This is a genomic window from Microbispora sp. NPDC049633 (assembly GCF_040675265.1).
Lineage (GTDB): Bacteria > Actinomycetota > Actinomycetes > Streptosporangiales > Streptosporangiaceae > Microbispora > Microbispora maris.
In genome coordinates this window covers 1-21,289 of the sequence record NZ_JBFAOO010000129.1, presented here as the reverse complement: position 1 = coordinate 21,289, position 21,289 = coordinate 1, and the positions used below count along the sequence as shown (strand labels likewise).

The following is a 21,289-nucleotide window of genomic DNA, read 5'->3' as shown; positions in this document are numbered from 1 at the left end:
CCCCATACGGGTTTCGCCCCGGGGCCCCGCGGGGGGGGGCCCCGTCCCGGGGGGGCGGGCCACGACCGCGCGCGGGTCAGGGGATGCGGGCGCCGAGGAGGATCGCGGCGGCCGCCGCCAGCAGTCCCGCGACGATCGCGGCGACGAGGAACCGCTGCGTGATCTCCTGGTGCACGACCTTGTATCCGAGCGAGGTGCCGATCTGCGTGTACACGTCGCGCAGCTCGCTGCCCGACTCGGCGGTGTACGCCCGGCCCCCGGTGCCGTCCGACAGCGACTTCAACGTCGTCTTGTTGACCGGGACCTGCACCGCCCGGTTGTCGATCGTCACCGTGCCCTCCGGCGTGCCGTAGGCGATCGTGGACACCGGCACCTTCGCGCCGACCGACGCCTCGATGGCCTCGTTGACCGACCGCCCGGAGGTGTTGTCGCCGTCCGACAGCAGCACGATCGCCGACGGGGGCGGGTCGGTGACCGCCCGCTGGTCGAACGACCTGATCGAGTCGAGCGAGTTGAACACGGCCTCGCCGATCGCCGTGCCGGGCCGGGTGGTCAGGCTGGAGATCGCGGTGTTCACGGCCGCGTGGTCGGTGGTGGGGGAGATGACCACGGCGGCCGACCTCGCGAAGGCCACCACCCCGACGTTGAACCGCTCGGGCAGGTCGTCGACGAACTGCTGGGCGGCCTGCTTGGCCGCGACGAGCCGGGTGGGGGTGACGTCCGCCGACTCCATCGACAGCGACACGTCCACGGCGACCATGATGGTGGCGCGGTCGCGGGGCACCTTCACCGCGCCCGCAGGCCGGGCCGCGCCGAGGACCAGCAGGCTCATCATGACGAGGAACAGAACGGCCGGCACGTGCCGCCGCCAGGTCGGCCGCTCGGGTGCCACCAGTGACAGCAGCGCGAGGTTCGTGAAGCGCACCGTGTAGCGGCGGCGCGCGAACTGCGCCCAGATGTACGCCGCGACCATCGCGGCGACCAGGACGAACAGCCACAGCCAGCCGGGGGCGAGGAACGTCATGCGCCCGCCTTCCCGCCGGCGGCCCGGCGCAGCAGATGAGAGGCCCGCCGCTGCCGCAGCACGAATTCGGCGATGTCGAACACCCAGTCGCGGTCGGTGCGCAGCACGAGATGGGCCGCCCCGGCCCGGCGCAGCGCGGCCCGGATCCACCCGCGCTGCTCGGCCGCCGCCTCGGCGTACCGCTCCCTGAGCGCGCGCGACAGCCGGACCCCGCGCGAGTGCCCGGTCTCGGGGTCGGCGAGGGTGACGAACCCGACGTCGGGCAGCTCCAGCTCGCGGGGATCGACGATCTCCACGGCGAGCACCTGGTGCCGCGCGGCCAGGCGGCGCAGCGGCGGCTCCCAGGAGTCCGGCGAGTCGAGGAAGTCGGACACGACGACCCGCAGCCCGCGCTTGCGGTGCGCCGGCGCCAGCATCTCCAGAGCCTCCCCGAGGTCCACCGCGCCCTCCGCGGGCGGCGCGCTTAGCAGCGAGTGCAGCAGAGCGTACAGCCGGGGGCGGCCGGACTTGGCCGGATAGCGGTGCACGTCGTCGCCGTACAGGATGTAGGCGCCGAACCGGTCGCCGACCCGGCTCGCGAGGATCCCGATCGCCCCGACGGCGCTGATGGCCAGATCGCGTTTGGACATGCTCGCCGTGCCGAACTCCATGCTGGCCGACAGGTCGGCCACCACCCACGTCTCCAGCTCCCGGTCGGCGATGAGGTCCCGCACGTGCGGGACCGTCGTGCGCGCGGTCACCGCCCAGTCCATGCGGCGCACGTCGTCCTCGCCGGGCACGTAGACGCGGCTGTCGCCGTGCTCGCTGCCGGGTCCGGGGATCAGTCCCTGGTGGCGGCCCTGCAGCAGCCCGTCCAGCCGCCGCACCACCGTCAGCTCCAGCCGCCGCAGCGCCTGGTCGGGGTTGGCCCCGCTCATCGCATGCCCTGGTTCCACACCACGAGCGGCGGCGGCACCGCCTGCAGCACCCGGCGTACGACCTCGTCGGGGTCCACCTCGTCGGCCAGGGCGTCGAAGGTGAGCATCAGCCGGTGCGACATGACGTCGATCGCCACGTCGCGGACGTCGTCGGGCAGCAGGTAGTCGCGCCCGCGCAGCAGGGCCAGGGCCCGCCCGGCGGAGATCAGGCCCAGCGTCGCCCGGGGGCTCACCCCGATCTCGATCGTGTCCCGCAGGTCGGCCAGGCCGTAGTCCTCGGGGGCGCGCGTCGCCATGACGAGCCGTACGACGTAGTCGGCCACGAGCTGGTGGACCGAGACCTCCTCGGCCATGTCCTGCAGCCGCACCAGCGTGGCGGGGTCGAGCACCGGCTTGGGCACGGGCGGGCGCACGCTCATCCGCTGCAGGATCTCCAGCTCCTCGTGCGCGCTCGGGTGGGACACGCGCACCTTGAACAGGAACCGGTCGCGCTGCACCTCCGGCAGCGGGTAGACGCCCTCCGACTCGATCGGGTTCTGCGTGGCCAGCACGACGAACGGCCGGGGCAGCGGGTGGGTGCGCCCCGCGAGCGTCACCTGCCGCTCGGCCATCACCTCCAGCAGGGCCGACTGCACCTTCGCCGGAGCGCGGTTGATCTCGTCGGCCAGCAGGAAGTTGACGAACACCGGCCCGAGCTCGACGTCGAACCGCTCGGAGCTCGGGTGGTAGACGCGGGTGCCGACGATGTCGCTGGGCACCAGGTCGGGGGTGAACTGGATGCGGGCGAACGTCCCGCCCACCACGGTGGCCAGCGTCGAGGCGGCCAGCGTCTTGGCGACCCCCGGGACGCCTTCGAGCAGGCAGTGTCCCCGGGCGAGCAGCGCCACCAGCAGCCGCTCGACCATGTGCTCCTGCCCGACGATCACCCGCCGGACCTCGCTCAGCGCCTCCCGCAGGGTGTCCAGCCGGGCCTCGCCCTCCTGCTCCGTCACGCCCTCGCCGGGCTCGGGGTCACTGCGTTCATCGGCAACGGTCATGCTCGTTATTCAATCGTGACTCGGCTGGAGAATCCATTTCTCTCCCATTTGCCCGTCCCGGCGCGCGCCACACCCCCCGCCGCGCCCGTGTGTTTTCATGTGGGGGATGGTGACTCCGCTGCAGTACGGCGACCCGCCCCACGTGGGGCCGTTCGCGCTGCAGGCGCGTCTGCGGACGGCCCCGGCCGGGCTCGTCTATCTGGGGCAGGCGCCGGACGGCCGGGTGGTGTCGGTGGCCGTCCTGTCCAGCGGCGCCGCCCTCGACGCCGCCGCCAGGGACCGCTTCGTCACCGCGATCAGGGACGCGCAAAGCGACGCGATCAGAGAAACACAGGGAAGGACAGGCGTGCGCGCGTGGGGCGCCTCGCTGGTGGACCGGGTGCGCGGCAGGATGGCCCCCGACACGCCTCCCGTCCTGGCGATGCAGGACGGGCCCGCGCCCTGGGTGGCCGTGCCGTACGTGGCGAACGGTCCCGGAGCCGAGCGGTTCCTCGATCCGGTGCCGGTGTCCGGGACGTTGACGGGGCGGCGGCACGGGCCCGACTTCGTGCACTACTGGCTGGGCGACCGCACTCCCGCGTTGCCCGCCCCGCCCGCGCCGCCCCCGCCGCCGGTGGCCACCCGGCGCTCGGTCGTGCTCGCCTCCACGCTGCTGGCCACGCTGGTGCTGGCGCTGCTGCTGGTCGTCTCGATGCTGCTGTTCCGCGGCGAGGACGAGCAGGAGCCGTCCCGGCCGCTGCCGAACACGCAGTTCGTGCCCACCCCGCCGCCCGAGCCCGCCTCGCCCGAGCCGCAGCAGCCCACGCCCGGCCCGTCCGGCAGCGGCGAGGGCGGCGAGAGCCCCTGGCCCGACGACGTCTTCGGCGGACGCGGCCCGATCTGACGCGGATCGGGTGGATCAGGCGGATCGGGTGGATCAGGCGGTGGTGAAGACCAGCGAGGCGTTGTGGCCGCCGAAGCCGAAGGAGTTCACCAGCCCGGCCGTCCACCGTCCCCGGCGCGGCGCGCCGGCCACGACGTCCAGCTTTACCTCCGGGTCCGGGTCGTCGAGGTTGCGGACGGCGGGGATCACCCCGTCGCGCAGGCCGAGGACTGTGGCGATCGCGCCCAGCGACCCGGCCGCCCCGCACAGGTGACCGGTCATCGACTTGATCGCGGTGACCGCGGGATGCGTCCCGATCGCCTCGGCGACCGACTCGTTCTCGGTCAGGTCACCCGTGGGGGTCGAGGTGGCGTGGGCGTTCACGTAGCCCACGTCGAGAGCGTCGAGCCCGGCGTCGGCCAGGGCGAGCCGCATCGCCCGCGCCTGCCCGGCCGCGTCGGCCGCGGTGATGTGGTGGGCGTCGGAGGTGGTTCCCGCGCCGGCCAGGGTGGCGTGCACCCGGGCGCCGCGGGCGGCGGCGAACTCCGCGCGTTCCAGCACGACCAGTGCCGCTCCCTCGCCCAGCACGAAACCGTCGCGCCCCGCGTCGAAGGGCCGGGACGCCTCCTGCGGCGCGTCGTTGCGCGTGGAGACCGCCTTGGCCTGGGCGAACCCGGCCAGGGTCAGCGGATGCACGCACGCCTCCGCCCCGCCCGCGATCACCACGTCCGCGCGGCCCAGGCGGATGAGGTCCAGGCCCATAGCGATCGCCTCGGCGCCGGTGGCGCACGCGCTCACCGGCGTGTGCGCGCCCGCCCGCGCGCCGAACTCGATGCTGACCGCCGCCGCGGGCCCGTTCGGCATGAGCATGGGCACGGTGTACGGCGAGACCCTGCGCGGCCCGGATCTTTCGAGGATCTCGTTCTGTGTGAGCGTGGTCAGGACGCCGCCGACCCCCGTGCCGATCACCACGGCGAGGCGCTCGGGCTCGACGCCGGGCGCTCCCGCGTCGGCCCACGCCTCCCGCGCCGAGATCAGCGCGGCCTGCTGACAGCGGTCGAGCCGCCGCGCCGTCACCCGGCCCAGCACCTCGGCGGGGTCCACGGGGAGCCGACCGGCGATCCGTACGGGCAGGGCCTCGGCCCAGTCCTCCTCGATCAGGCGGATGCCGGACCGCCCCTCCAGCAGGCCCGCCCAGGTGGTGGCCACGTCGCCGCCCAGCGGTGTGACGGCGCCCAGCCCGGTGACCGGCACGCCCGCCCTGATCCCGTCTCCCATCGACGACCCCCTGCTCTGTGGCCGCACCGATTCGTCCCTTGTGGCGGTGCGCTTCCGCCTCTCACGCTGCCAAAGCGCCCTCACCTGGGGCAGGCATGACGATCGACCAAAAATCCGCGGAAGTTTTGTCGGCGCCGCGCTGCCCGCCGCTCGTCACCGCACCGTGTTTGCCTGCCCCGGAGGGTTGTGCGAACCTCGTGTGCGTCTTTCTGAAAGGGCTGATCATGACGCTCGGAATGGTCCTCGGCGACGCCTGCTCTCGCGCTTCGACGCGGGAGCGGTAACCCTTCCTGCTCTGTCACTCACGCTCGTGCCGCAGCACGGGCGTGTCCGCCGTGCTCCTCGTCGAAGTGCTCTTCGTGCCCATCCGCACGTCGACCACGAGGAGTACGTCGTGTCCACGATCCACTGGACCGAAGGCCGCACCGCCCGATCCGCCCACTGGCACTCCGAGAGCGCGGCTCCGCCGCCCCGGCGGATCGTCGTCGCGGACGACCACATGAAAGCCGGCACCGCCTACCGGCTCGCCCGCGAGGGGACGGCGCTGCTGTGGCGAGGTGACTACCACAACGGACGTCAGCTCCTGCGGGCGATGAGCCGCCGCATCGACCGGAGACCTCTTCCTCCGGGTGACGACGCCTGTGAGGCCTTCCACACTCACCGCCGGGCCCGTGGCGACCGGGCCCGTATCCTGGGCAGGCTCGTCGTGGTGCTGGACGACACCCACGCTCTGGACCTGCGCAGGGCTCCGGACGTACGCCGCGCGTGCACCGAGGCGTACGGCACGCCCCACGAGCCGATGGCGGTCTCCCTCACGGAGCTGCTGGGCGTGATCGGGGCGCACCAGTGGCGTCTCAAAGGCGTGGATGTACCTTTCCTCGGCGCTCGCATCCACCCCCACTACGGCGTGTTCTCGCCTGTCAGGGGGGAGTACGTCGACCTGGTCGCCCGGGCACCGCTCGGCCGCGCCCGCCATACCGCGTTCGACCTCGGCACGGGGACCGGAGTGCTGGCCGCAGTGCTGGCTCACCGAGGGCTCGACCGTATCGTCGCCACCGACGTCAACCCGCGGGCGCTGGCCTGCGCCCGCGACAACCTCCGCCGGCTGGGCCTCGCCGCCCGCGTCGACGTGACCGGTCCCTGTCTCTTCCCAGGCGGACGAGCCGACCTCGTCGTCTGCAACCCGCCCTGGATCCCTGCCCGTCCGGCCTCGGCCCTGGAGCAGGGCGTCTACGATCCGGGCAGCGGCATGCTCCACGGCTTCCTGGACGGGCTCGCCGCCCACCTGCGCCCGGGCGGAGAAGGCTGGCTCATCATGTCGGACCTGGCCGAACACCTCGGGCTCAGGCCACGCGGCCACCTGCCGGCCCTAGTCGAGGCGGCGGGCCTCCGCGTGGTGGACAGGATCGATACCAGGCCGCGGCACCCGCGGGCGACGGACGGCGCGGATCTCCTCCACGCCGCCCGAGCCGCGGAGGTCACCTCGCTGTGGCGCCTGGCCGGCAGGTGACGTGGCCGGGCCGGCTCAGCGGGGAGAGACGAAGCCCGACTCGTATGCGGCGACCACCGCCTGCGTGCGGTCGCGGGCGGCCAGTTTGGCCAGGACGTTCCCCACGTGGGTCTTGACGGTCTCCGTGCTTACGACGAGCTCGGCGGCGATCTCCGCGTTCGACAGGCCGCGTGCCATCAGCCGCAGCACGTCCCCCTCACGTGTGGTCAGCCGGCCGATGCCGGGGACGGCGCGGGCGGCGCCGCGGGCCGCGACCAGCGACCGGATGGCGGCCGGGAACAGCAGTGACTCACCCGCCGCCACCACCCGGATCGCCTGGACGAGCTCGTCCGCCCTCGCCCGCTTGAGCAGGAAGCCGCTCGCGCCGGCGCGCAGCGCCTCATAGACGTAGTCGTCGTTCTCGAACGTCGTCACCACGATCACCTTGGGCGCGCTTCCCGCAGCGGCGAGGGCCTGCGACGCCTGGATGCCGCCCGCCGCGGGCATGCGTACGTCCATGAGCACCACGTCGGGCTTCGTCGTGCGGACGACCGACACCGCCTCGGCGCCGTCCGACGCCTCGCCCACGACGCTGAGGCCGGGCTCGGACTCGACGATGATCCGCAGGCCGGTGCGGATCAGGTCCTCGTCGTCGGCGATCACCACGCGCAGCGTCATGGCTCAACCCTAGACAGCCGCCGGTGGCGCCGCCCGGCCGGTCGCCCCCGGCGGCGTACTCCTGCCCGCCCAGATCGGTGTACGGCTCGCCACGCCACAGCGCTAGGGCCCCGGCCGCCGCCCGCTCCACGACGCGGGGATCGGCGGCGTGCCCGGCCTCGGAGACCAGAGCAAGGAAGCGGGCGGGGTCGATGCGCTCGCGATCGACGGTGAGGCGGTATCCGGCGTGGTCGACAGTGAGCACCCGGCTCGGGGGCGTGGGAGGCGCCCGAGCTCGCGGGCCCGCCGTCGGCGGGGGCCGTCGTGACCGTCGTGGCCGGCGGCATCAGCTCAGCCATGAGGACCTCCTGTCACCGGGGGGCGGGTCAGCGGCCGTTGTCGTCGTCCGCGACCGCGAGCTCGGGACGCCGGGCGAGCAGCAGCCCGAGCAGCGCGTAGCCGACGACGAGGTGGCAGCCGCCGACCCAGTTCGCCAGGGGGTCGCCGAATACGAGATAGGTGGGGACGGTCGCCACCGCCCAGGTCTCGGCGACGAGCGGCCACCAGCGCAGCACTCCCCGCCACCTCGCGGCGATCGCGAGCTTGACACCGATCACGAACATGCCGAACATCGACAGCGGCCAGAACACGTCTAGGAACCCCAGCCAGGCCGGGTCCCGCAGGTTGTCGGGCAGGACCCCGTGCAGCAGCGACCAGACGCTCGCCACGCCGAGCAGCACCGCCTCGACCCGGAGCCCGATCACGCCGCCCCGCGAGACGCCGATCGCCCGTGTTCGCGTCTGCACCCACAGCAGGCAGAACACGCCGAGCTGAAAGGCCAGGCCGGTGAGGTCGTGGATGCGTCCGCCCATCCCCTGCGCGTCGGTGCCGTAGACGAAGATGCTGGCGGCCCAGGCCAGCGTGCCGATCGTGAGCGCAGCTCCCGCCAGGCGGAAGGAGCCGAGTCGGGAGGCGCCGGGGGAGGGGGCCTCGGGCGGGGTGAGATCCGTGCGTGCCTTGGCGGCTTGCCTGGTGACGTGCGTGTCCATGATTGTCCTTCCGTGCGTGCGGCGCCGGTGCGCCGTGCGGATCCACCATCCGCGCCCGCCGCCCCGGCTCCACAGGGCCGCCGGTCCCGGATCCGGCCCCTGCCGCCGGGCACCCGCCCCGGGACGGCGGTCCCGGGACTCCCGTCCCGGGACAGCGGGACGGCGAGCAGGGGACAATGCCTGTCGTGGTGGATGTGGATGCGGCCGGGCGGCCGGCGACGGACCGGACGGCCGCCTGGACGGCGCCGGTGGCGGCCGCCGTCGCGCTCGCGCTCGTGGCCGCCACGGTGATCGTGGACATGCGCAACAGCGGAGTGGCGGCCTCGCCCGGCGCCGACCTCGCCATCGCCAACTGGCCGTCGGCCATGGCCGGCCTGGCGCAGGCACTGCCCGGCGCCCTGCTGCTGCGCCGACTGCCGCGGCATCCCGTGGCCTGGGTGTTGATCGTCTCCGGACTGGAATGGGCGCTGAACGGCTTCCTCGGCACCTGGTCGCTGTACGCGATCTACACCTCGCCGGGCGCGCCGGGCGCCTCGGCCGTCTACTGGTTGTTCGCACGTTTCGGGTCGGCGTTGCTGATGGGGCTGCCGCTGCTGATCCTGTTGTTTCCCGACGGACGGCTGCCGGCGGCCGGGGCATGGCGGTGGTTGTCCGTCGCCAGCCTCGTGCTGACCGCCTTGCTGCCGGCGTTGCTGCTGGTCGTGCCGATGGACGTGATGGCGCGGTACAACGCCACCCCGATCCCCGCGGAGATCTCCCGTCTCGCGCTGGATCCCGTGAGCATCCCCCTGCCGTACGACGTGTGGGCACCCGTGCTGGCCGTCGCGTACGCCGCCGTGCCGGTGAGCCTGGTGGTGCCGTTCGCGGTCATGCTGCACCGCTACCGCGTCGCCGACGCCGATCGGCGTGCCCAGATCCGCTGGCTGACCTGGTCGGCGCTCGTGAGCATGTTCGTGCTGCTGCTCCAGTTCGTGGCGCCCGTCGAGGTCACGGCGATGCTCTTCTGTTTCGCGGTCGCGCTCACCTCCGCCGCCGTGCTGGTCGCGGTCACCAAATACCGGCTGTACGACATCGACCGGCTGCTGCCCGCGACCGTCCTGTACGGCCTGCTCGCCCTGTCGGTGGTCGTCATCGACGTCGCCGTCTTCACCGTCGCGGGAAGCACGCTGGGGGAGCGTGACTCGGCCCTGGCCGCGATCGCGATCGTCGCGGTGGTCTACGCGCCCCTGCGGGGCTGGCTGTGGCGGGCGGTACGCCGGCTGCTGCGCGGAGGGCGCGACGATCCGTACGGCATGGTCTCGACACTCGCCGAGCGGCTCGAACTGGCCACCGATCCGGACGACCAGTTGCTCGCGCTGGCCCGGACGGTGGCCGGCGCCTTCCGTCTCCCCTACGTCAGGGTGGAGATCGAGCGGGCCGGCGGCGCCCGATCGGTCGTGGAGCACGGCTCCCCGCACGGGCCGTCGCTGTCGCTGCCGGTGGCCTACCGGGGAGAGGTGGTGGGCCGCCTCATGCTGTGCCGTGCCGACCTGACCGAACGCGACCAGCGGCTCCTCGGCGATCTCGTACGGCAGGCCGCGGCGGCGGCCCGGGCGAGCGAGCTCAGCGCCGACCTGCAGCGCATTCGCGTGCAGCTCGTCGGCACGCGGGAAGAGGAACGCAGGCGGCTGCGGCGCGACCTGCACGACGGGCTCGGTCCGAGCCTCGGCGCCGTGGCGCTGCGCATCGAGACCGCGCGGAACCTGGCCCGCAGCGCTCCCGAGCAGTCCGACCGAATGCTGGAGCAGGCGGCCGCAGACGTCGCCGCCGTCCTTGCGGACGTCCGGCGGCTGGTGCACGACCTGCGCCCGCCGGCTCTCGACGAGCTCGGCCTGCGCCGCGCCGTCGAGCAACAGGCGGAGCGCGTCAGGTCGGGCCGGCTCAAGGTCGCCGTGACCTCCGAGGGAGATCTCGGCTCGCTGCCCGCCGCGGTCGAGGTGGCGGCGTACCGCATCGTGTCGGAGGCGCTGGCGAACGTGGTCCGGCATTCGGGCGCGGCGCACTGCGACATCACCATAGGTGTGCGGGAACGAGCGCTGGAGGTGACGGTGCGGGACGACGGCTCGGGCATCGGGGCCGACGTGATGGCCGGGGTGGGGATGCTCTCGCTGCGGGAGCGCGCGGCCGAGCTCGGCGGCGGCTGCGAGGTCGTCTGCCCGCCCGGCGGCGGGACGCTGGTCCGGGCGCTGCTGCCCCTTCAGGAGGAGACCGGCACGACGGAGAAGACGGAGGTGGCGGGTGTCCGATGATTCGATCCGGGTGCTGCTCGCCGACGACCACCCGGTCTACCGCGAAGGGCTCGCCATGCTGCTGGCCTCGATCCCCGGCATCGAGGTGGTCGGCACGGCCGCGAACGGCCGGGAAGCGGTCGAGCGCGCCGCGGAGCTGCAGCCGGACATCGTGGTGATGGACGTCACGATGCCGGAGCTGGACGGGATCGAGGCGACCAGGCGCGTCGTCGAGGACAGCCCGCACATCGGGGTGGTCGTGCTGACGATGTCGGAGGAGGACAGCACGCTGTTCGCCGCCATGCGGGCCGGAGCCCGCGGCTACCTGCTGAAGGGCGCCAACCAGGCCGAGATCACCCGGGCCATCGTGGCGGTCGCCCATGGGGAGGCGATCTTCGGCCCGGCGGTCGCGCTCCGCGTGGCCGAGTTCTTCGCCGGCCCGTCGCCGGCGTCCGAACTCACCGCGTTCCCGCAGCTCACACCGCGCGAACGCGACGTCCTCTCACTGGTCGCCGCGGGACGGTCGAACGCGCAGATCGCGAGCACGCTGTTCCTGTCGCAGAAGACCGTGCGCAACAACGTCTCGAACATCTTCGCCAAGCTGCACGTCGCCGACCGCGCCGAGGCCATCATCCGCGCACGCGACGCCGGACTCGGTCGCACCTGACCCGGCAGGGGCCCGGGGAAGATCACCCGGGCGGGGACGCGGGTGCTCTGGCCGGTCGGCGGCGTCACCGCCCGGCAGGGGGATGCGGGCGTGGAACCGCCACGTCCGGTCGTCGCCGCCCGCCTCCATCCGGCCCCCGAGCAGCGTCACCCGCTCGCGGATGCCGTCCAGCCCGTGGCCGGTGCTCCCGCCGCTGGGGGCGGTGCCGGTCGCGCCGCCCGTCATGTCGCCCGCAACGTCGTCCGTCCTGCCGGTGGCCCCGCCGGCCGGGCCTCGCCCACCCGCCCCGGGACGGCCACGCCCGCGGGACGCCCTCGTACCGATCGTGTCACCGACCGCGTTGCGGACCGACACCTCCAGCACGCGACCGGACACCCCGGCGTCGACCTCGATCGGGCCGGTGCCGTAGCGGATCGCGTTGGTCACCGCCTCCTGCACGACGCGGTAGGCCTCACGGGAGATCACGGAAGGGATCCCCGACAGCTCGCCCAGCCGCCGGGTGACCGGCCTGTCCGCGGGAACCGCGGCGTCGAGCAACGCGGGCAGGTCGTCGAGGGACGGTTCCGGCGAGGCCCGCCCTCCGCCCTCCCGCAGCACGCCGATCACGTGGTCGAGCTCGTCCAGCGCGCTCCGGGCGGAGGTCTCGATCGCCTCCAGCGCGGCCCGGGCGGCGGCGGGATCCCGGTCGAGCACCCGTCCGGCCGCGGCGGCCTGCACGGTCACCACGCTGAGGGCGTGGCCCACCGAATCGTGCAACTCCCTGGCGAGCCGGTTGCGCACCGCGAGCCGGCGCGCGGCCTGCCGCGCCGACGCGAGCCGGTCGGCCGCGGACGGCCCGAGGAACACGGGGGCCAGGCGGGCCAGCAGCGCCCCGGCGCCGGCCGCGAGGAAGAGCAGGCAGACGAGGACGGCCAGCCCCGCGGGCGGACCCCACATCGTGACCCAGCCGGTGCGGAGCCCGGGATCCACCAGCCCGAGATGATCCCCGGCCAGTGGGAGGACCGCCAGCCAGACCGCGAACGGCACCATGGCCAGGGTCACCCCGCTCACCAGGCCGCCGAGGGCCAGGTGCAGGGTGAACCACGCCGCGGTCCGGCGCCGTTCGGACCAGGTCCGCCGTACGGAGGACGGCGGGGTCTCGACGGCCGCGCCCAGCAACGTGCGGGCGGCGGCGACCTCGAAGGCACGGACCGGCAGGAACAGCCCCGAGGCGGCCACCACCGGGAGCACCCCGATGAAGATCAACGGCTGAACCGACAGCAGCGGATCGCCGGCCTGCGGCGCCGGGCGCCACAGCGCCGTCGCGACCTCCCCGGCCATCATGTAGGGCATGAGCAGCGCCCCGCCGACGATCAGGCAGGCCCACCTTCGGTAGGTGACCCTGTCGAGGAGCGGGGCGAGGACCTGGTTCACGGTTCGATGGTCCCGCAGTGACGGCGCGTGCCGTGCCGTCCGGTCACGGCCTGGGGACGAGCACCCGCCACCCGTGCGCGGGCACGAGAGCGGGATCTCCATAGACGTCATCCGCTCCGGCGGAGCCCTCCGCCCCGGCACAGCCCTCCGCCCCGGCACAGCTCTCCGCGACGGCACAGCTCTCCGCGACGGCGAGCCGGGAGACGTCCACGGGGAAGCGGTAGGCGTCCTCGCCGATGTTGAGCAGCGTGACGACCTCTCCCGCCGGTCCCTCACTGCGCAGCGCGAGGGCTGTGTTGGCGACGTGCTCGGCCTTCGTGCGCGCCCGGGCCAGCCAGGGATGGCGGCGGCGCAGCCCGATCAGCCGCCGGTGGAGCCGGTAGACCGGCAGGCCGTGCGGCGCGAGGTCGCCCGGGCCGTCCGGGAAGGCGGGCCGGATCGCGTCGTCGCCCCCGGCGCGTTCCTCCTTGATCCCGGCGAACGCCTGCTCGTCGCCGTAGTAGACGCTCGGCACCCCGCCCACGGTCAGCAGGACGGCCAGCGCGTGCCCCAGGTGCCGCGAATCGGTGAGCCTGCTGGCCAGGCGGGTCACATCGTGGTTGCCGACGAACGTCATCGGCGCGAACACCTCCAGCAGCCGGTCGTGCCGGTCGAGCGCCCAGGCGAGTTCGAAGAAGTTGCCGTCGTTGAGCGAGCTCCAGACGGCCTTCCACAGCTCGTACTGCGTCACCGAGTCGAGGCCGCCCTCGGTCACGTACGCCGCGTAGTCGCCGTGGATCACCTCGCCGGCGAACCAGGCGTCCGGATGCTCCCGCCGCACCCGCGTGACGGCCTCACGCCAGAAGGGGAGCGGCACGGCGTACGCCGCGTCCAGCCGCCAGCCGGACGCGCCCCGGCCGAGCCAGTGGCTCATCACCCGTACGACGTGGTCGAGCACGGCGGGTTCCGCGTGGTTCAGCGCCACCAACTGGTCGTGGCCCTCGAACACGGCGAAGCCACCGGCGCCGTCACCCGGCCGGAACCAGCGCGCGGCGGGGGAGTCCGGCCCCTCCGCGAGCGCCCGGGCGAAGACCGGAAACCCCCTGCCCACGTGGTTGAACACCCCGTCGAGCAGCACCCGGAGCCCGCGCCGCCGCGCCTGCGCCACCAGGCGGTCGAAGTCGTCGTCGTCCCCGAGGCGGGGATCGACCCGGAAGTGGTCCACCGTGTCGTACCCGTGCGTCTGCGACGCGAAGATCGGGCCCAGTTGGAGACCCGAACAGCCGAGGTCGACGGCGTAGTCGAGCCAGCTCTCCAGACGCCGCAGGCGGTGCCGGACCGGCGCTCCCTCGGGCGGCGCCGTCAGCGGGGCGCCGGTGAAGCCCAGAGGGTAGACATGCCACCAGATCGCGTGGTCGCTCCATGACGTCACAGCCGCTCCTCATCGTCGCCCGTCCGGTCACAGTGTCGTCGTCCCTGCACCCTTCCGTGCCGCCGGCCCCCCTGCTCCCTTCCGTGCCGCCGGCACCCCTGCGCCGGTGTCCCGCGCGAAGGCGGGACGCCCCCGGCCGCAGGCGCGGCAGACGCCACGCGTGCGGTAGTGGTAGCCGGCGGCCGCCGTGCCCATCGCCAGCCCCCAGGCGAGGAACCAGGGATAGATGACGTCGAACACCCAGGGGGAGACCCCCTCAAGGGACGGCTGCGCGAGGCCGAGGGCGACCGCGACCCTCAGCCCCGTGCCGAGGACGCCGACCGGGACCAGCATCACGCTCCCCACGACGGCGGCGGTCAGCGGCATCCACCGCGGCATGCGCAGCGGCGGCCGCCAGGTCCGGGCGAATCCCAGCCCGAGGGCCATGCCGATCAGCGCCAGCACCCCGGTGTCGCCCAGCCCCGGCGTCCACAGGTGCACGTCCCCGAACGCGCGGGGATCGGTGAGGCCGACCGTGCCCCCGAGGCCCCACTGCACCTTCAGCGCGCCGTACCCCGCCGCGAGCAGCACGGTCAGGTATCCGGCGCGGACGCTCAGCCTCTGCCACGTCTCCCGGCCCCCGCCGGCGGGAGAGGCGTGGCCCGCGTCGTCGCGTCCATCGTGACCCGCCGCGCTGTGGCCTGCCGCGCTGTGGCCCGTCGCGCTGTGGCCTGCCGCGCTGTGGCCTGCCGCGCTGTGGTCCGGCCGCCGGCCGCAGCGTGCGCAGGCGCCGCGCGCGCGGCGGCGACGTCGTACGGCGGTGACGAGGAGCGTCGTGCCGGCGGCGAGCGCGGCGGCGCGGGCGGCGGCCATCGGCGGGTCGAAGCCCAGGTCGACGACGCCGCTCTCCCCGGTGACCGCCGCGATCCCCGCCATGATCCCGCCCACGATGTCGAAGGCGATCCCGCTCGCCCCGGCGCCGGCCAGCGCGAGACCGGCCACCGCCGCGGCGGCGGTGGTGAGCGCGCCGGTGCGCGCGGGCGGGGACTCCCGGTGAAGATGTGCCGTTTCCATGCCTTCCAGGCTCGTGGCCGCCTCCTCGCCGTGCCTCCCCAGGCAGCGGGACCGGCATCCCCCGCGCGGGGGAAATCCCTTGAGCCTCACGTAGCGTGAGCTTCTAGCGTCGGCGGTATGGAGATCATCGTTCACGACACGGCCACCGCGATGGCCGGCCTGCTGGCCGCCCCCCTCGCGGAACGGCCCGCCGCGCTCACCGGCATGCTCCGCCCGATGTGGGACGCCGTGCCCTGGATGCCCGTCGACGACGTCGTCGGCATGCACCACAAGGGGTTCGGTTTCCGCGTCGACCGCGACGACGAGCGGTACCTGCCCGCCTTGCGGCGGATGCGCGAGGCGGGAGTGTGGGAGCAGGTCCGCGACGCGCTCAGCGGCGCGTGGAAGCACCAGCGCGAGGCCGTGCCCGGCATCCGGCATCCCGAGACGCTGCAGGTCTACATCGTCCTCGGCGACCCCGACGCGGAGCACCTGGTGCGGCGCAACCACGGCTACCTCGGCATGAGCGGCAGGGGCCTGGTCTACCTCCTCGTCTGGCCGACGGAGGACAACCTCGGCCGCCTCGGGCACTGCGCCGTCCACGAGCTCAACCACAACATCCGATACTCGAACGTCGTCTGGGACCCCCCGACCGTCACCCTCGGCGAGCAGATCGTCTCCGAAGGGCTCGCCGACGCGTTCGTCCGCGAGCTGTACGGGCCGGAGGGGCTCGGCCTCTGGAGCACCTCCCTGGACGGGCCCGCGCTCGACGCCGCGTACGCCACGATCACCGAGGCCGTCAACCTGACCGGCATGCACAACTTCGCCGCGTACGTGCACGGGGACGCCACGGCGGAGCAGATGGGGCAGCCGCCCGTGGGCCTGCCCGACCACGCGGGCTACCCGGTCGGGCTGCGGATCGTCGACGCGCACCTCGCCGCCTCGGGCCTGACCGCCGCCGAGAGCACGACGCTGTCCCGTCAGGAGATCCTGGCCAACGCCGGGCTGTCCGCCGCCCGCTAGGCTCGCTCGTCGAGCCATGGTCAAACCGGCGCAAAGGGGGACGGAGCCGATGGGTGCGGAACAGGTCGTGCTTCTGCTCCTCGCGGCCCTGGCCGCCGGATGGGTGGACGCCGTCGTCGGCGGGGGAGGGCTGCTGCAGTTGCCGGTGCTGCTCCTGGCCGGTCTCACGCCGGTCCAGGCGCTGGCGACGAACAAGTGCGCCGCCATCTTCGGCACGGGGTCGGCCGCCGTCGCCTACGCGAGGAGGACGAAGCTCGACCGGGCGGTGGCCGTGCCGGCCGCGGCACTGGCGGTCGCCTTCGCCGGATTCGGGGCCGCCTCGGCGGCCCTGCTCGACGCGGATGTGCTGAAGCCGCTGGTGATGGTCGTGCTGCTGGGGGTGGGGGCGTTCGTGACCCTGCGGCCGGGGTTCGGCCGCCTGCCTCAGCCGCACCTGCGTACGCGGGCGCGGGCGATCACGGGAGTCGCGGTGGCGGGCGTCGGCATCGCCTATTACGACGGCATCGTCGGGCCCGGCACCGGCACCTTCCTGCTCATCGCGTTCACCTCGATCCTCGGCATGGACTTCGTCCACGCCTCCGCCACGGCGAAGGCCGTCAACACGGGCACCAACCTCGGCGCCCTCGTCGTCTTCGCCGTGCAGGGCCACGTGGTGTGGGCGCTCGGCCTGGCCATGGCGGTCTGCAACATCGCCGGAGCGCAGATCGGCGCGCGGATGGCGCTCAACCGCGGCGCGGGGTTCGTCCGCGTCGTCCTGTTGTGCGTGGTGGCAGCCCTGGTCGCCAAGCTCGGGTACGACCAGTTCCTCAGCCGATGAGTCAGTCGATGAGGTCGCACAGGCCGGGTCCGAGATCGTCGTCCACCATGCGCAGCGCGGTCTCCGCCCTCGACGCGAGCGCGAGCGGGGGCACCCCGGCCACGAGGTGGGAGTGCGCGACGCGGTCGAGGGCGGCGCCGACCAGCGGCGCCGTGACCCGGAGGGCGGCGGGAAGCGCGACGCCGCCGGTGGAACCGCCGTGGAGCACGATGTTGCGGCACCGATACAACCGCCGCAGCGACACCTCCAGGTAGCCGCGCACCCGCCCCAGCACCTGTCGCCGATCGGCGAGCAGCGCCTTCATCCGGAAGACCGACGCCACGTCGCTGCCGGTCCGCCAGGACCGCACCAGCGGGAGCCCGTCCCGGCTCTCCAGCTCGGCGGCGACGAGTGTGGAACGTTCCCGATTGGACGCGCAGGCCGCCAGCTTGTCCACGAGAGCGTCACCGGGCACCTCGCGTATCCGGTAGGAGAGCGCGGTGAGCTCGGCACGCGGCCAGGAACAGGCGACGAGCGCGGCGGCGCGGGAGGCGGCGACCACCTTCTCCCGCTCGTCGGGATCCCTGGCCTCGGTCAGCAGGGACTCCAGCGCCGCCCAGCCTCCCGCGATGGCGGGCGCGAGCGGCCCCTGGTTGAGCCCGGAGGCGATCTCCAGGGCCTCGTCGACCGTGCTCCTGGCCTGCTCGCCGAACCGCTGCACGTCCTGGCCGACCACGTACAGCTGCCGCTCGGCGGCCAGCGAGAGCACCTGCGCGCCGCGCGACGGCAGCAGGAGGGGGAGCGGCCGGTCCTCGCCCCCGATGTACGCCTCGCCCAGCGGGACGACCGCCCCGGCGGCAGTGAAGCGCGCCCGCGCCTGGAGTCGTTCGACGAGGTCGGAGACGATCTCCACGGCGCGCTCGGCGTCCCTGGCCTCGACCGAGTAGCCGAGCCCGCCCACCACCTCCCGGTGTCGTTCGGCGCTCGCGCCCGCCATCAGGGGCCGCGTCTGCTCGGCCGTCAGCCAGTTGGGCAGCCAGCCGGCGAGCTCCTCGTGCCGGCTCAGCGCGCGGAAGGGGACGACGATCCGCCACTGGCGCGGCGGCCGGGCCAGCAGGGCGGACGCCTCGGCGATCAGGTCCGTCGCCGACAGATTCAGATGGCCGTCGCGGAGCCAGCGCTGCACACCCGCCAGGCTGTGCCCGCTGTCGAGCAGGTGCGCGGCGACGGCCCGGGCCACCCGTTCGGCCCGGGGCGGCTCCTGCGCCGCGGCACAGGACGACCAGCGGCCGAGGTAGCCGGGCCGCCCCATGTCGATGAGGTGGCGCAGTTTGCGGCGGCCGTCGCTGGCCAGGGTGAGGGTGGTGCACAGGACCTCGCGCAGCTCACGGCGGTAGGCCGCGGTGCCCAGGGCGGGATCGTCGCCGAGCAGGCGTTCCAGCGCGTGGCGCTGCCAGTCCACCGCCGCCTGCGACAGCACGCGCCGATCGACCCACACCCCGGCCTCGTACAGCTCCTCCAGGGCGAGGAAGGAGCTTACGGTCCACAATCGGCGCGCCCACGGGGTGGCGGCGCTGGTGAAGTCGAGCAGCCGGGTGGTGACGTGCCGGGAGTAGGAGGACCGGGGGTCACGACCGGCGGGAATCGCATGCATGCTGACGCAACCTCGGGGGTGTGCGGGACATCGGGGGAAATAAAGAGGGCGCGGCCCAGAAAGACCGCGCCCTCGGGGGCGACTGCCCCGGATTAGCCTGTGCTCGCTTGCGCGATGCTCAGAAGATACCCCGTGCCGCGCCCGCCGCACCGGGATTTCGCGAGAACTTTGACGCGTGTCGTGGCGTCCCTGTCGGCACGGCTGTCAATTCGACCGTGTCTGCCCGTTATGGCGCACCGGGCCCTCGGCCGTGGGGTTCCACCACGACCTTGAGCCCGCGCCGGGAGACGGCGGCGGCGAAGGCGTCCGCCGTGGCCTCGAGCGGGAAGCGCTCGGTGACCAGCGATGCCACGTCCACCGAGCCGTCGGCGACGAGGCGGATCGCCCGGGGATAGGTGAGGTTCATCCGCCGCACGAGCGCGAGCGTGAGACCCTTGCGCCGGGCAAGCGATGCGGGGAACGAAGTGCGGTCGTCGTCGGGGATACCGGCCAGTACGACCCGGCCACCGGGACGTACGGCGGTCATGGCGACGCGCACCGCGTCGTCGACGCCCGCCACCTCGAAGGCCACCCGTACGCCGAGGCCGTCCAGCCCGTCGATCCCGGCCCACGCCGCCGGTCCCGCCTCCTCGGGGGAGAGGGCGTGGCCGGCGCCGAACCGCAGGGCGGCGGCGCGGCGGTGCGGCAGGGGGTCGACGGCGACGACCACCGAGGCGCCGGCGAGCCGGGCGAGCCGGATCACCAGCAGGCCGATCGGCCCGCAGCCGACGACGGCGACGGGCGACCCGAGGCTCACATGTCCCAGGTCCACGGTGTGGAGCGCCACACCGAGGGGTTCGAGCATCGCCCCGTCGCTGTCGGAGAGCGCGTCGGGCAGCGGGTGCAGCAACTCGTCGGGCCAGGTGAGGAACTCGCGGAGGCCGCCGTCGAGCGTGCCGTGCCCGGCGAAGCGGACGTCCGGGCACAGGTTGCCGTATCCCGTCGCGCAGACCGCGCAGCGGCCACAGGGGATGGCGGGGTCCACCGCGACCCGGGCGCCATGCCGGGGACCACCCTCGATGACTCCGGCGATCTCGTGTCCCACGACGAGCGGCTCGTCCAGCACCGCGTCGCCGATGCCGCCCTCCGAGTACCAGTGCAGGTCGGAGCCGCACAGCCCGACGGCGGTGACGCGCACCAGGCTCTCGCCCGGCCCCGAGACGGGCCGCGGCTCGTCGGCCAGCCGGATGTCGCCCGCCTTCTGCAGCCGGGCGGCCCTCACGCCACCGTCCTCCGCGTCATCGCCGCCCCCTCGAATCGGTCCTTCACCTTGATCGTATCCCGGCGTACGCCGAGGGCCGGGCCCGCACTGCGAGCCCGGCCCTCGGAACGTTCCCACGGCCCCCGCTACGACCGGGTCTGCCCGGTCATCTGCCGTGCCTGGTCACGGGTCTGCTCGGTGACCTGCCGCGCCTGGTCGCGGGCCTCCTCGCCGGTGGTCCTGGTCGCCTCGGCGGCCGTCTCGCGCACCTGCTGGACCGCCTCCTTGGCGTCCTCGCCCACACGCTGGGCGGTCTCCTGGACGGCCTGCTTGACCGGCTCGACCATCTCCTCGGCCCGGTCCTTGACCTGCAGGGCCGCCCGCTCCTCCGCGGAGGTCTTGGGCAGCAGGCTCGCGGCCAGCAGCCCCGCGCCGAAGGCGATCAGCCCCGCGGCGAGCGGGTTGCCCTGGGTGCTCCGCATCGCCTGGCGCGGCGCCTCGCGCACGGTCTGGGCGGCCTGCTGCGCGCCGTGCCTGACCATCTCGCCGGCCTCCGCCGCGGTCCCGCGCACCGTCTCGCCCGCCTGCGCCGCGGCGTCGCGGACCGTCTCGCCGGCGTGCGCCGCTGCGTCGCGCATCGTCCCCGCGGCATCACCGGCCTGGTCGCGTACCGTGTGGGTGGCGTGTGCCGGCACTCCCATCACCTTCTCCTTCACCGAGTGCGCCATCGCGCGCATCCTGTCCGTACGGCGCCGCACGATGCGCGCCGGGCTCGTCCGGTCGGCGAGCCGGTCCACGTCGGCGGCGAGCTCCGCCCGCGTGACCTCGATCTCGGCCCTTATCTCCTCTGGGCTCGCGCCCATTGCACGTCCTCCTTCAGCGTCTCGATGGTCTGCTCGGGCGTGGGGTTCACCTCGCGCATGCGCTCCCTGCCGCGCGCGAACAGGACCCCGCCGATCACCGCCCACACGACCGCGACGATGAGTGCCGCCCAGGCCAGGTCCATGACGTTGCCGAGCCCGAACATCACGGCCAGCGTGACGAGAAGCGCCACCATGTATCCGGCGAAACCGGCCCCGCCGAGCATCCCGGCCGCCTTGCCGGCCTTCGCGGCCTCCTGCCGGATCTCGGCCTTCGCGAGCTCCACCTCCTGGCGGAACAGCTTGGACAGGTCCTCACCGATCTCCCCGACCAGCTTGCCCAGTGAGGGCTCGGCGGGCGGGACGGGGTAGCTCATCGCGGCTCACCTCCGGCGCCAGGCGCGCCGGGGAACCCGTCCGAATCGCCCCGCCCGTCGGCGCGGCCGTCCCGGATCTCCTCCGACGGGTAGCGGGCGCCGGTTGTGTAGCCGGTCCCGGTGCCGTTCCGCGTCACGTCGCCGGTGCGGTATCCGTCGCCGGTCCCACCGGTGCCGTACGACGGGGAGGCGGTCACGCCGGTCCCCGGGCCGTCGGTGCCGGTGCTCCCGCCGGC

Annotated in this window: 18 protein-coding genes and 2 pseudogenes; 6 read left to right on the top strand and 14 right to left on the bottom strand. The window is 73.9% G+C overall.

The window, feature by feature from the left end:
* Nucleotides 1-76: 76 nt before the first annotated feature.
* Genes AB0J39_RS27335 through AB0J39_RS27325 form a run of 3 tightly spaced genes read right to left on the bottom strand, consistent with a single transcriptional unit; the run spans nucleotide 77 to nucleotide 2,978 of the window.
* Nucleotides 77-1,024, bottom strand: coding sequence for a VWA domain-containing protein (locus tag AB0J39_RS27335; protein ID WP_363469514.1), 948 nt, complete (start codon nucleotides 1,022-1,024; stop codon nucleotides 77-79).
* Nucleotides 1,021-1,941, bottom strand: coding sequence for a DUF58 domain-containing protein (locus tag AB0J39_RS27330; protein ID WP_363469512.1), 921 nt, complete (start codon nucleotides 1,939-1,941; stop codon nucleotides 1,021-1,023). Before AB0J39_RS27330 ends, AB0J39_RS27335 begins: the two co-directional genes overlap by 4 nt.
* Nucleotides 1,938-2,978, bottom strand: a complete 1,041-nt coding sequence (locus tag AB0J39_RS27325; RefSeq protein ID WP_363469510.1) for a MoxR family ATPase — start codon at nucleotides 2,976-2,978, stop codon at nucleotides 1,938-1,940. The genes AB0J39_RS27330 and AB0J39_RS27325 overlap by 4 nt, the downstream gene beginning before the upstream one ends.
* Before the next feature lie 106 nt (nucleotides 2,979-3,084).
* Here AB0J39_RS27325 and AB0J39_RS27320 point away from each other — a divergent pair, with 106 nt between their 5' ends.
* Complete coding sequence (locus AB0J39_RS27320; RefSeq protein ID WP_363469508.1) at nucleotides 3,085-3,861, top strand: hypothetical protein; 777 nt, start codon at nucleotides 3,085-3,087, stop codon at nucleotides 3,859-3,861.
* Nucleotides 3,862-3,894: 33 nt separating this feature from the next.
* Here AB0J39_RS27320 and AB0J39_RS27315 read toward each other — a convergent pair whose 3' ends face one another.
* On the bottom strand, nucleotides 3,895-5,118 hold the full coding sequence (locus AB0J39_RS27315; protein ID WP_363469506.1) for a beta-ketoacyl-[acyl-carrier-protein] synthase family protein: 1,224 nt from the start codon (nucleotides 5,116-5,118) through the stop codon (nucleotides 3,895-3,897).
* Nucleotides 5,119-5,512: 394 nt separating this feature from the next.
* On the opposite strand from AB0J39_RS27315, the gene AB0J39_RS27310 reads away from it, so the two are divergent.
* Nucleotides 5,513-6,628: a class I SAM-dependent methyltransferase gene (locus AB0J39_RS27310; protein WP_363469504.1), complete on the top strand. Its 1,116-nt coding sequence runs from the start codon at nucleotides 5,513-5,515 to the stop codon at nucleotides 6,626-6,628.
* 15 nt (nucleotides 6,629-6,643) lie between these two features.
* Here AB0J39_RS27310 and AB0J39_RS27305 read toward each other — a convergent pair whose 3' ends face one another.
* Together AB0J39_RS27305 and AB0J39_RS27300 are read right to left on the bottom strand one after the other, a co-directional pair.
* Nucleotides 6,644-7,285: a response regulator transcription factor gene (locus AB0J39_RS27305; RefSeq protein WP_363469502.1), complete on the bottom strand. Its 642-nt coding sequence runs from the start codon at nucleotides 7,283-7,285 to the stop codon at nucleotides 6,644-6,646.
* A 365-nt stretch (nucleotides 7,286-7,650) separates the two neighbouring features.
* Nucleotides 7,651-8,313, bottom strand: a complete 663-nt coding sequence (locus AB0J39_RS27300; protein ID WP_363469500.1) for a hypothetical protein — start codon at nucleotides 8,311-8,313, stop codon at nucleotides 7,651-7,653.
* 185 nt (nucleotides 8,314-8,498) lie between these two features.
* On the opposite strand from AB0J39_RS27300, the gene AB0J39_RS27295 reads away from it, so the two are divergent.
* Both AB0J39_RS27295 and AB0J39_RS27290 read left to right on the top strand, forming a co-directional pair.
* Nucleotides 8,499-10,601: a histidine kinase gene (locus tag AB0J39_RS27295; protein ID WP_363469499.1), complete on the top strand. Its 2,103-nt coding sequence runs from the start codon at nucleotides 8,499-8,501 to the stop codon at nucleotides 10,599-10,601.
* On the top strand, nucleotides 10,591-11,247 hold the full coding sequence (locus tag AB0J39_RS27290) for a response regulator transcription factor (protein ID WP_363469497.1): 657 nt from the start codon (nucleotides 10,591-10,593) through the stop codon (nucleotides 11,245-11,247). Before AB0J39_RS27295 ends, AB0J39_RS27290 begins: the two co-directional genes overlap by 11 nt.
* Before the next feature lie 594 nt (nucleotides 11,248-11,841).
* Here AB0J39_RS27290 and AB0J39_RS27285 read toward each other — a convergent pair.
* From AB0J39_RS27285 to AB0J39_RS27275, 3 genes and pseudogenes are all read right to left on the bottom strand, one after another.
* Nucleotides 11,842-12,183, bottom strand: a pseudogene (locus tag AB0J39_RS27285) (histidine kinase dimerization/phosphoacceptor domain-containing protein); the annotation flags it as partial.
* 520 nt (nucleotides 12,184-12,703) lie between these two features.
* Nucleotides 12,704-14,071 (bottom strand): alpha-amylase family protein, encoded by a 1,368-nt coding sequence (locus AB0J39_RS27280; protein WP_363469495.1) that lies wholly within the window; start codon nucleotides 14,069-14,071, stop codon nucleotides 12,704-12,706.
* A gap of 27 nt (nucleotides 14,072-14,098) precedes the next feature.
* The gene (locus AB0J39_RS27275) at nucleotides 14,099-15,124 is read right to left on the bottom strand and encodes a hypothetical protein (protein ID WP_363469493.1); all 1,026 of its coding nucleotides are present in this window, start codon (nucleotides 15,122-15,124) and stop codon (nucleotides 14,099-14,101) included.
* Between the two features lie 117 nt (nucleotides 15,125-15,241).
* On the opposite strand from AB0J39_RS27275, the gene AB0J39_RS27270 reads away from it, so the two are divergent.
* Nucleotides 15,242-16,126: a DUF2268 domain-containing putative Zn-dependent protease gene (locus AB0J39_RS27270; protein WP_363469491.1), complete on the top strand. Its 885-nt coding sequence runs from the start codon at nucleotides 15,242-15,244 to the stop codon at nucleotides 16,124-16,126.
* Nucleotides 16,127-16,175: 49 nt separating this feature from the next.
* Nucleotides 16,176-16,943 carry a TSUP family transporter gene (locus tag AB0J39_RS27265; protein WP_363469489.1) on the top strand — a complete coding sequence of 256 codons (768 nt, stop codon included), beginning with the start codon at nucleotides 16,176-16,178 and terminating at the stop codon, nucleotides 16,941-16,943.
* Between the two features lies 1 nt (nucleotide 16,944).
* Here AB0J39_RS27265 and AB0J39_RS27260 read toward each other — a convergent pair whose 3' ends face one another.
* The 5 genes and pseudogenes from AB0J39_RS27260 to AB0J39_RS27240 all read right to left on the bottom strand — a co-directional run.
* Nucleotides 16,945-18,576, bottom strand: a complete 1,632-nt coding sequence (locus tag AB0J39_RS27260; RefSeq protein WP_363469487.1) for an integrase — start codon at nucleotides 18,574-18,576, stop codon at nucleotides 16,945-16,947.
* A gap of 226 nt (nucleotides 18,577-18,802) precedes the next feature.
* On the bottom strand, nucleotides 18,803-19,837 hold the full coding sequence (locus AB0J39_RS27255; RefSeq protein ID WP_363469485.1) for an alcohol dehydrogenase catalytic domain-containing protein: 1,035 nt from the start codon (nucleotides 19,835-19,837) through the stop codon (nucleotides 18,803-18,805).
* A gap of 125 nt (nucleotides 19,838-19,962) precedes the next feature.
* On the bottom strand, nucleotides 19,963-20,679 hold the full coding sequence (locus tag AB0J39_RS27250; RefSeq protein ID WP_363469483.1) for a DUF3618 domain-containing protein: 717 nt from the start codon (nucleotides 20,677-20,679) through the stop codon (nucleotides 19,963-19,965).
* Nucleotides 20,655-21,053: a phage holin family protein gene (locus AB0J39_RS27245; RefSeq protein ID WP_363469481.1), complete on the bottom strand. Its 399-nt coding sequence runs from the start codon at nucleotides 21,051-21,053 to the stop codon at nucleotides 20,655-20,657. The genes AB0J39_RS27250 and AB0J39_RS27245 overlap by 25 nt, the downstream gene beginning before the upstream one ends.
* Nucleotides 21,050-21,289: pseudogene (locus tag AB0J39_RS27240) on the bottom strand (hypothetical protein); the annotation flags it as partial. The gene AB0J39_RS27245 and the pseudogene AB0J39_RS27240, both read right to left, overlap by 4 nt.

Coding starts and splice junctions, on each gene's coding strand:
- AB0J39_RS27275 (WP_363469493.1), bottom strand. CDS start 15,124: ATGGAAACGGCACATCTTCACCGGGAGTCCCCGCCCGCGCGCACCGGC.
- AB0J39_RS27335 (WP_363469514.1), bottom strand. CDS start 1,024: ATGACGTTCCTCGCCCCCGGCTGGCTGTGGCTGTTCGTCCTGGTCGCC.
- AB0J39_RS27325 (WP_363469510.1), bottom strand. CDS start 2,978: ATGACCGTTGCCGATGAACGCAGTGACCCCGAGCCCGGCGAGGGCGTG.
- AB0J39_RS27260 (WP_363469487.1), bottom strand. CDS start 18,576: ATGCATGCGATTCCCGCCGGTCGTGACCCCCGGTCCTCCTACTCCCGG.
- AB0J39_RS27300 (WP_363469500.1), bottom strand. CDS start 8,313: ATGGACACGCACGTCACCAGGCAAGCCGCCAAGGCACGCACGGATCTC.
- AB0J39_RS27270 (WP_363469491.1), top strand. CDS start 15,242: ATGGAGATCATCGTTCACGACACGGCCACCGCGATGGCCGGCCTGCTG.
- AB0J39_RS27330 (WP_363469512.1), bottom strand. CDS start 1,941: ATGAGCGGGGCCAACCCCGACCAGGCGCTGCGGCGGCTGGAGCTGACG.
- AB0J39_RS27320 (WP_363469508.1), top strand. CDS start 3,085: ATGGTGACTCCGCTGCAGTACGGCGACCCGCCCCACGTGGGGCCGTTC.
- AB0J39_RS27305 (WP_363469502.1), bottom strand. CDS start 7,285: ATGACGCTGCGCGTGGTGATCGCCGACGACGAGGACCTGATCCGCACC.
- AB0J39_RS27265 (WP_363469489.1), top strand. CDS start 16,176: ATGGGTGCGGAACAGGTCGTGCTTCTGCTCCTCGCGGCCCTGGCCGCC.
- AB0J39_RS27250 (WP_363469483.1), bottom strand. CDS start 20,679: ATGGGCGCGAGCCCAGAGGAGATAAGGGCCGAGATCGAGGTCACGCGG.
- AB0J39_RS27245 (WP_363469481.1), bottom strand. CDS start 21,053: ATGAGCTACCCCGTCCCGCCCGCCGAGCCCTCACTGGGCAAGCTGGTC.
- AB0J39_RS27315 (WP_363469506.1), bottom strand. CDS start 5,118: ATGGGAGACGGGATCAGGGCGGGCGTGCCGGTCACCGGGCTGGGCGCC.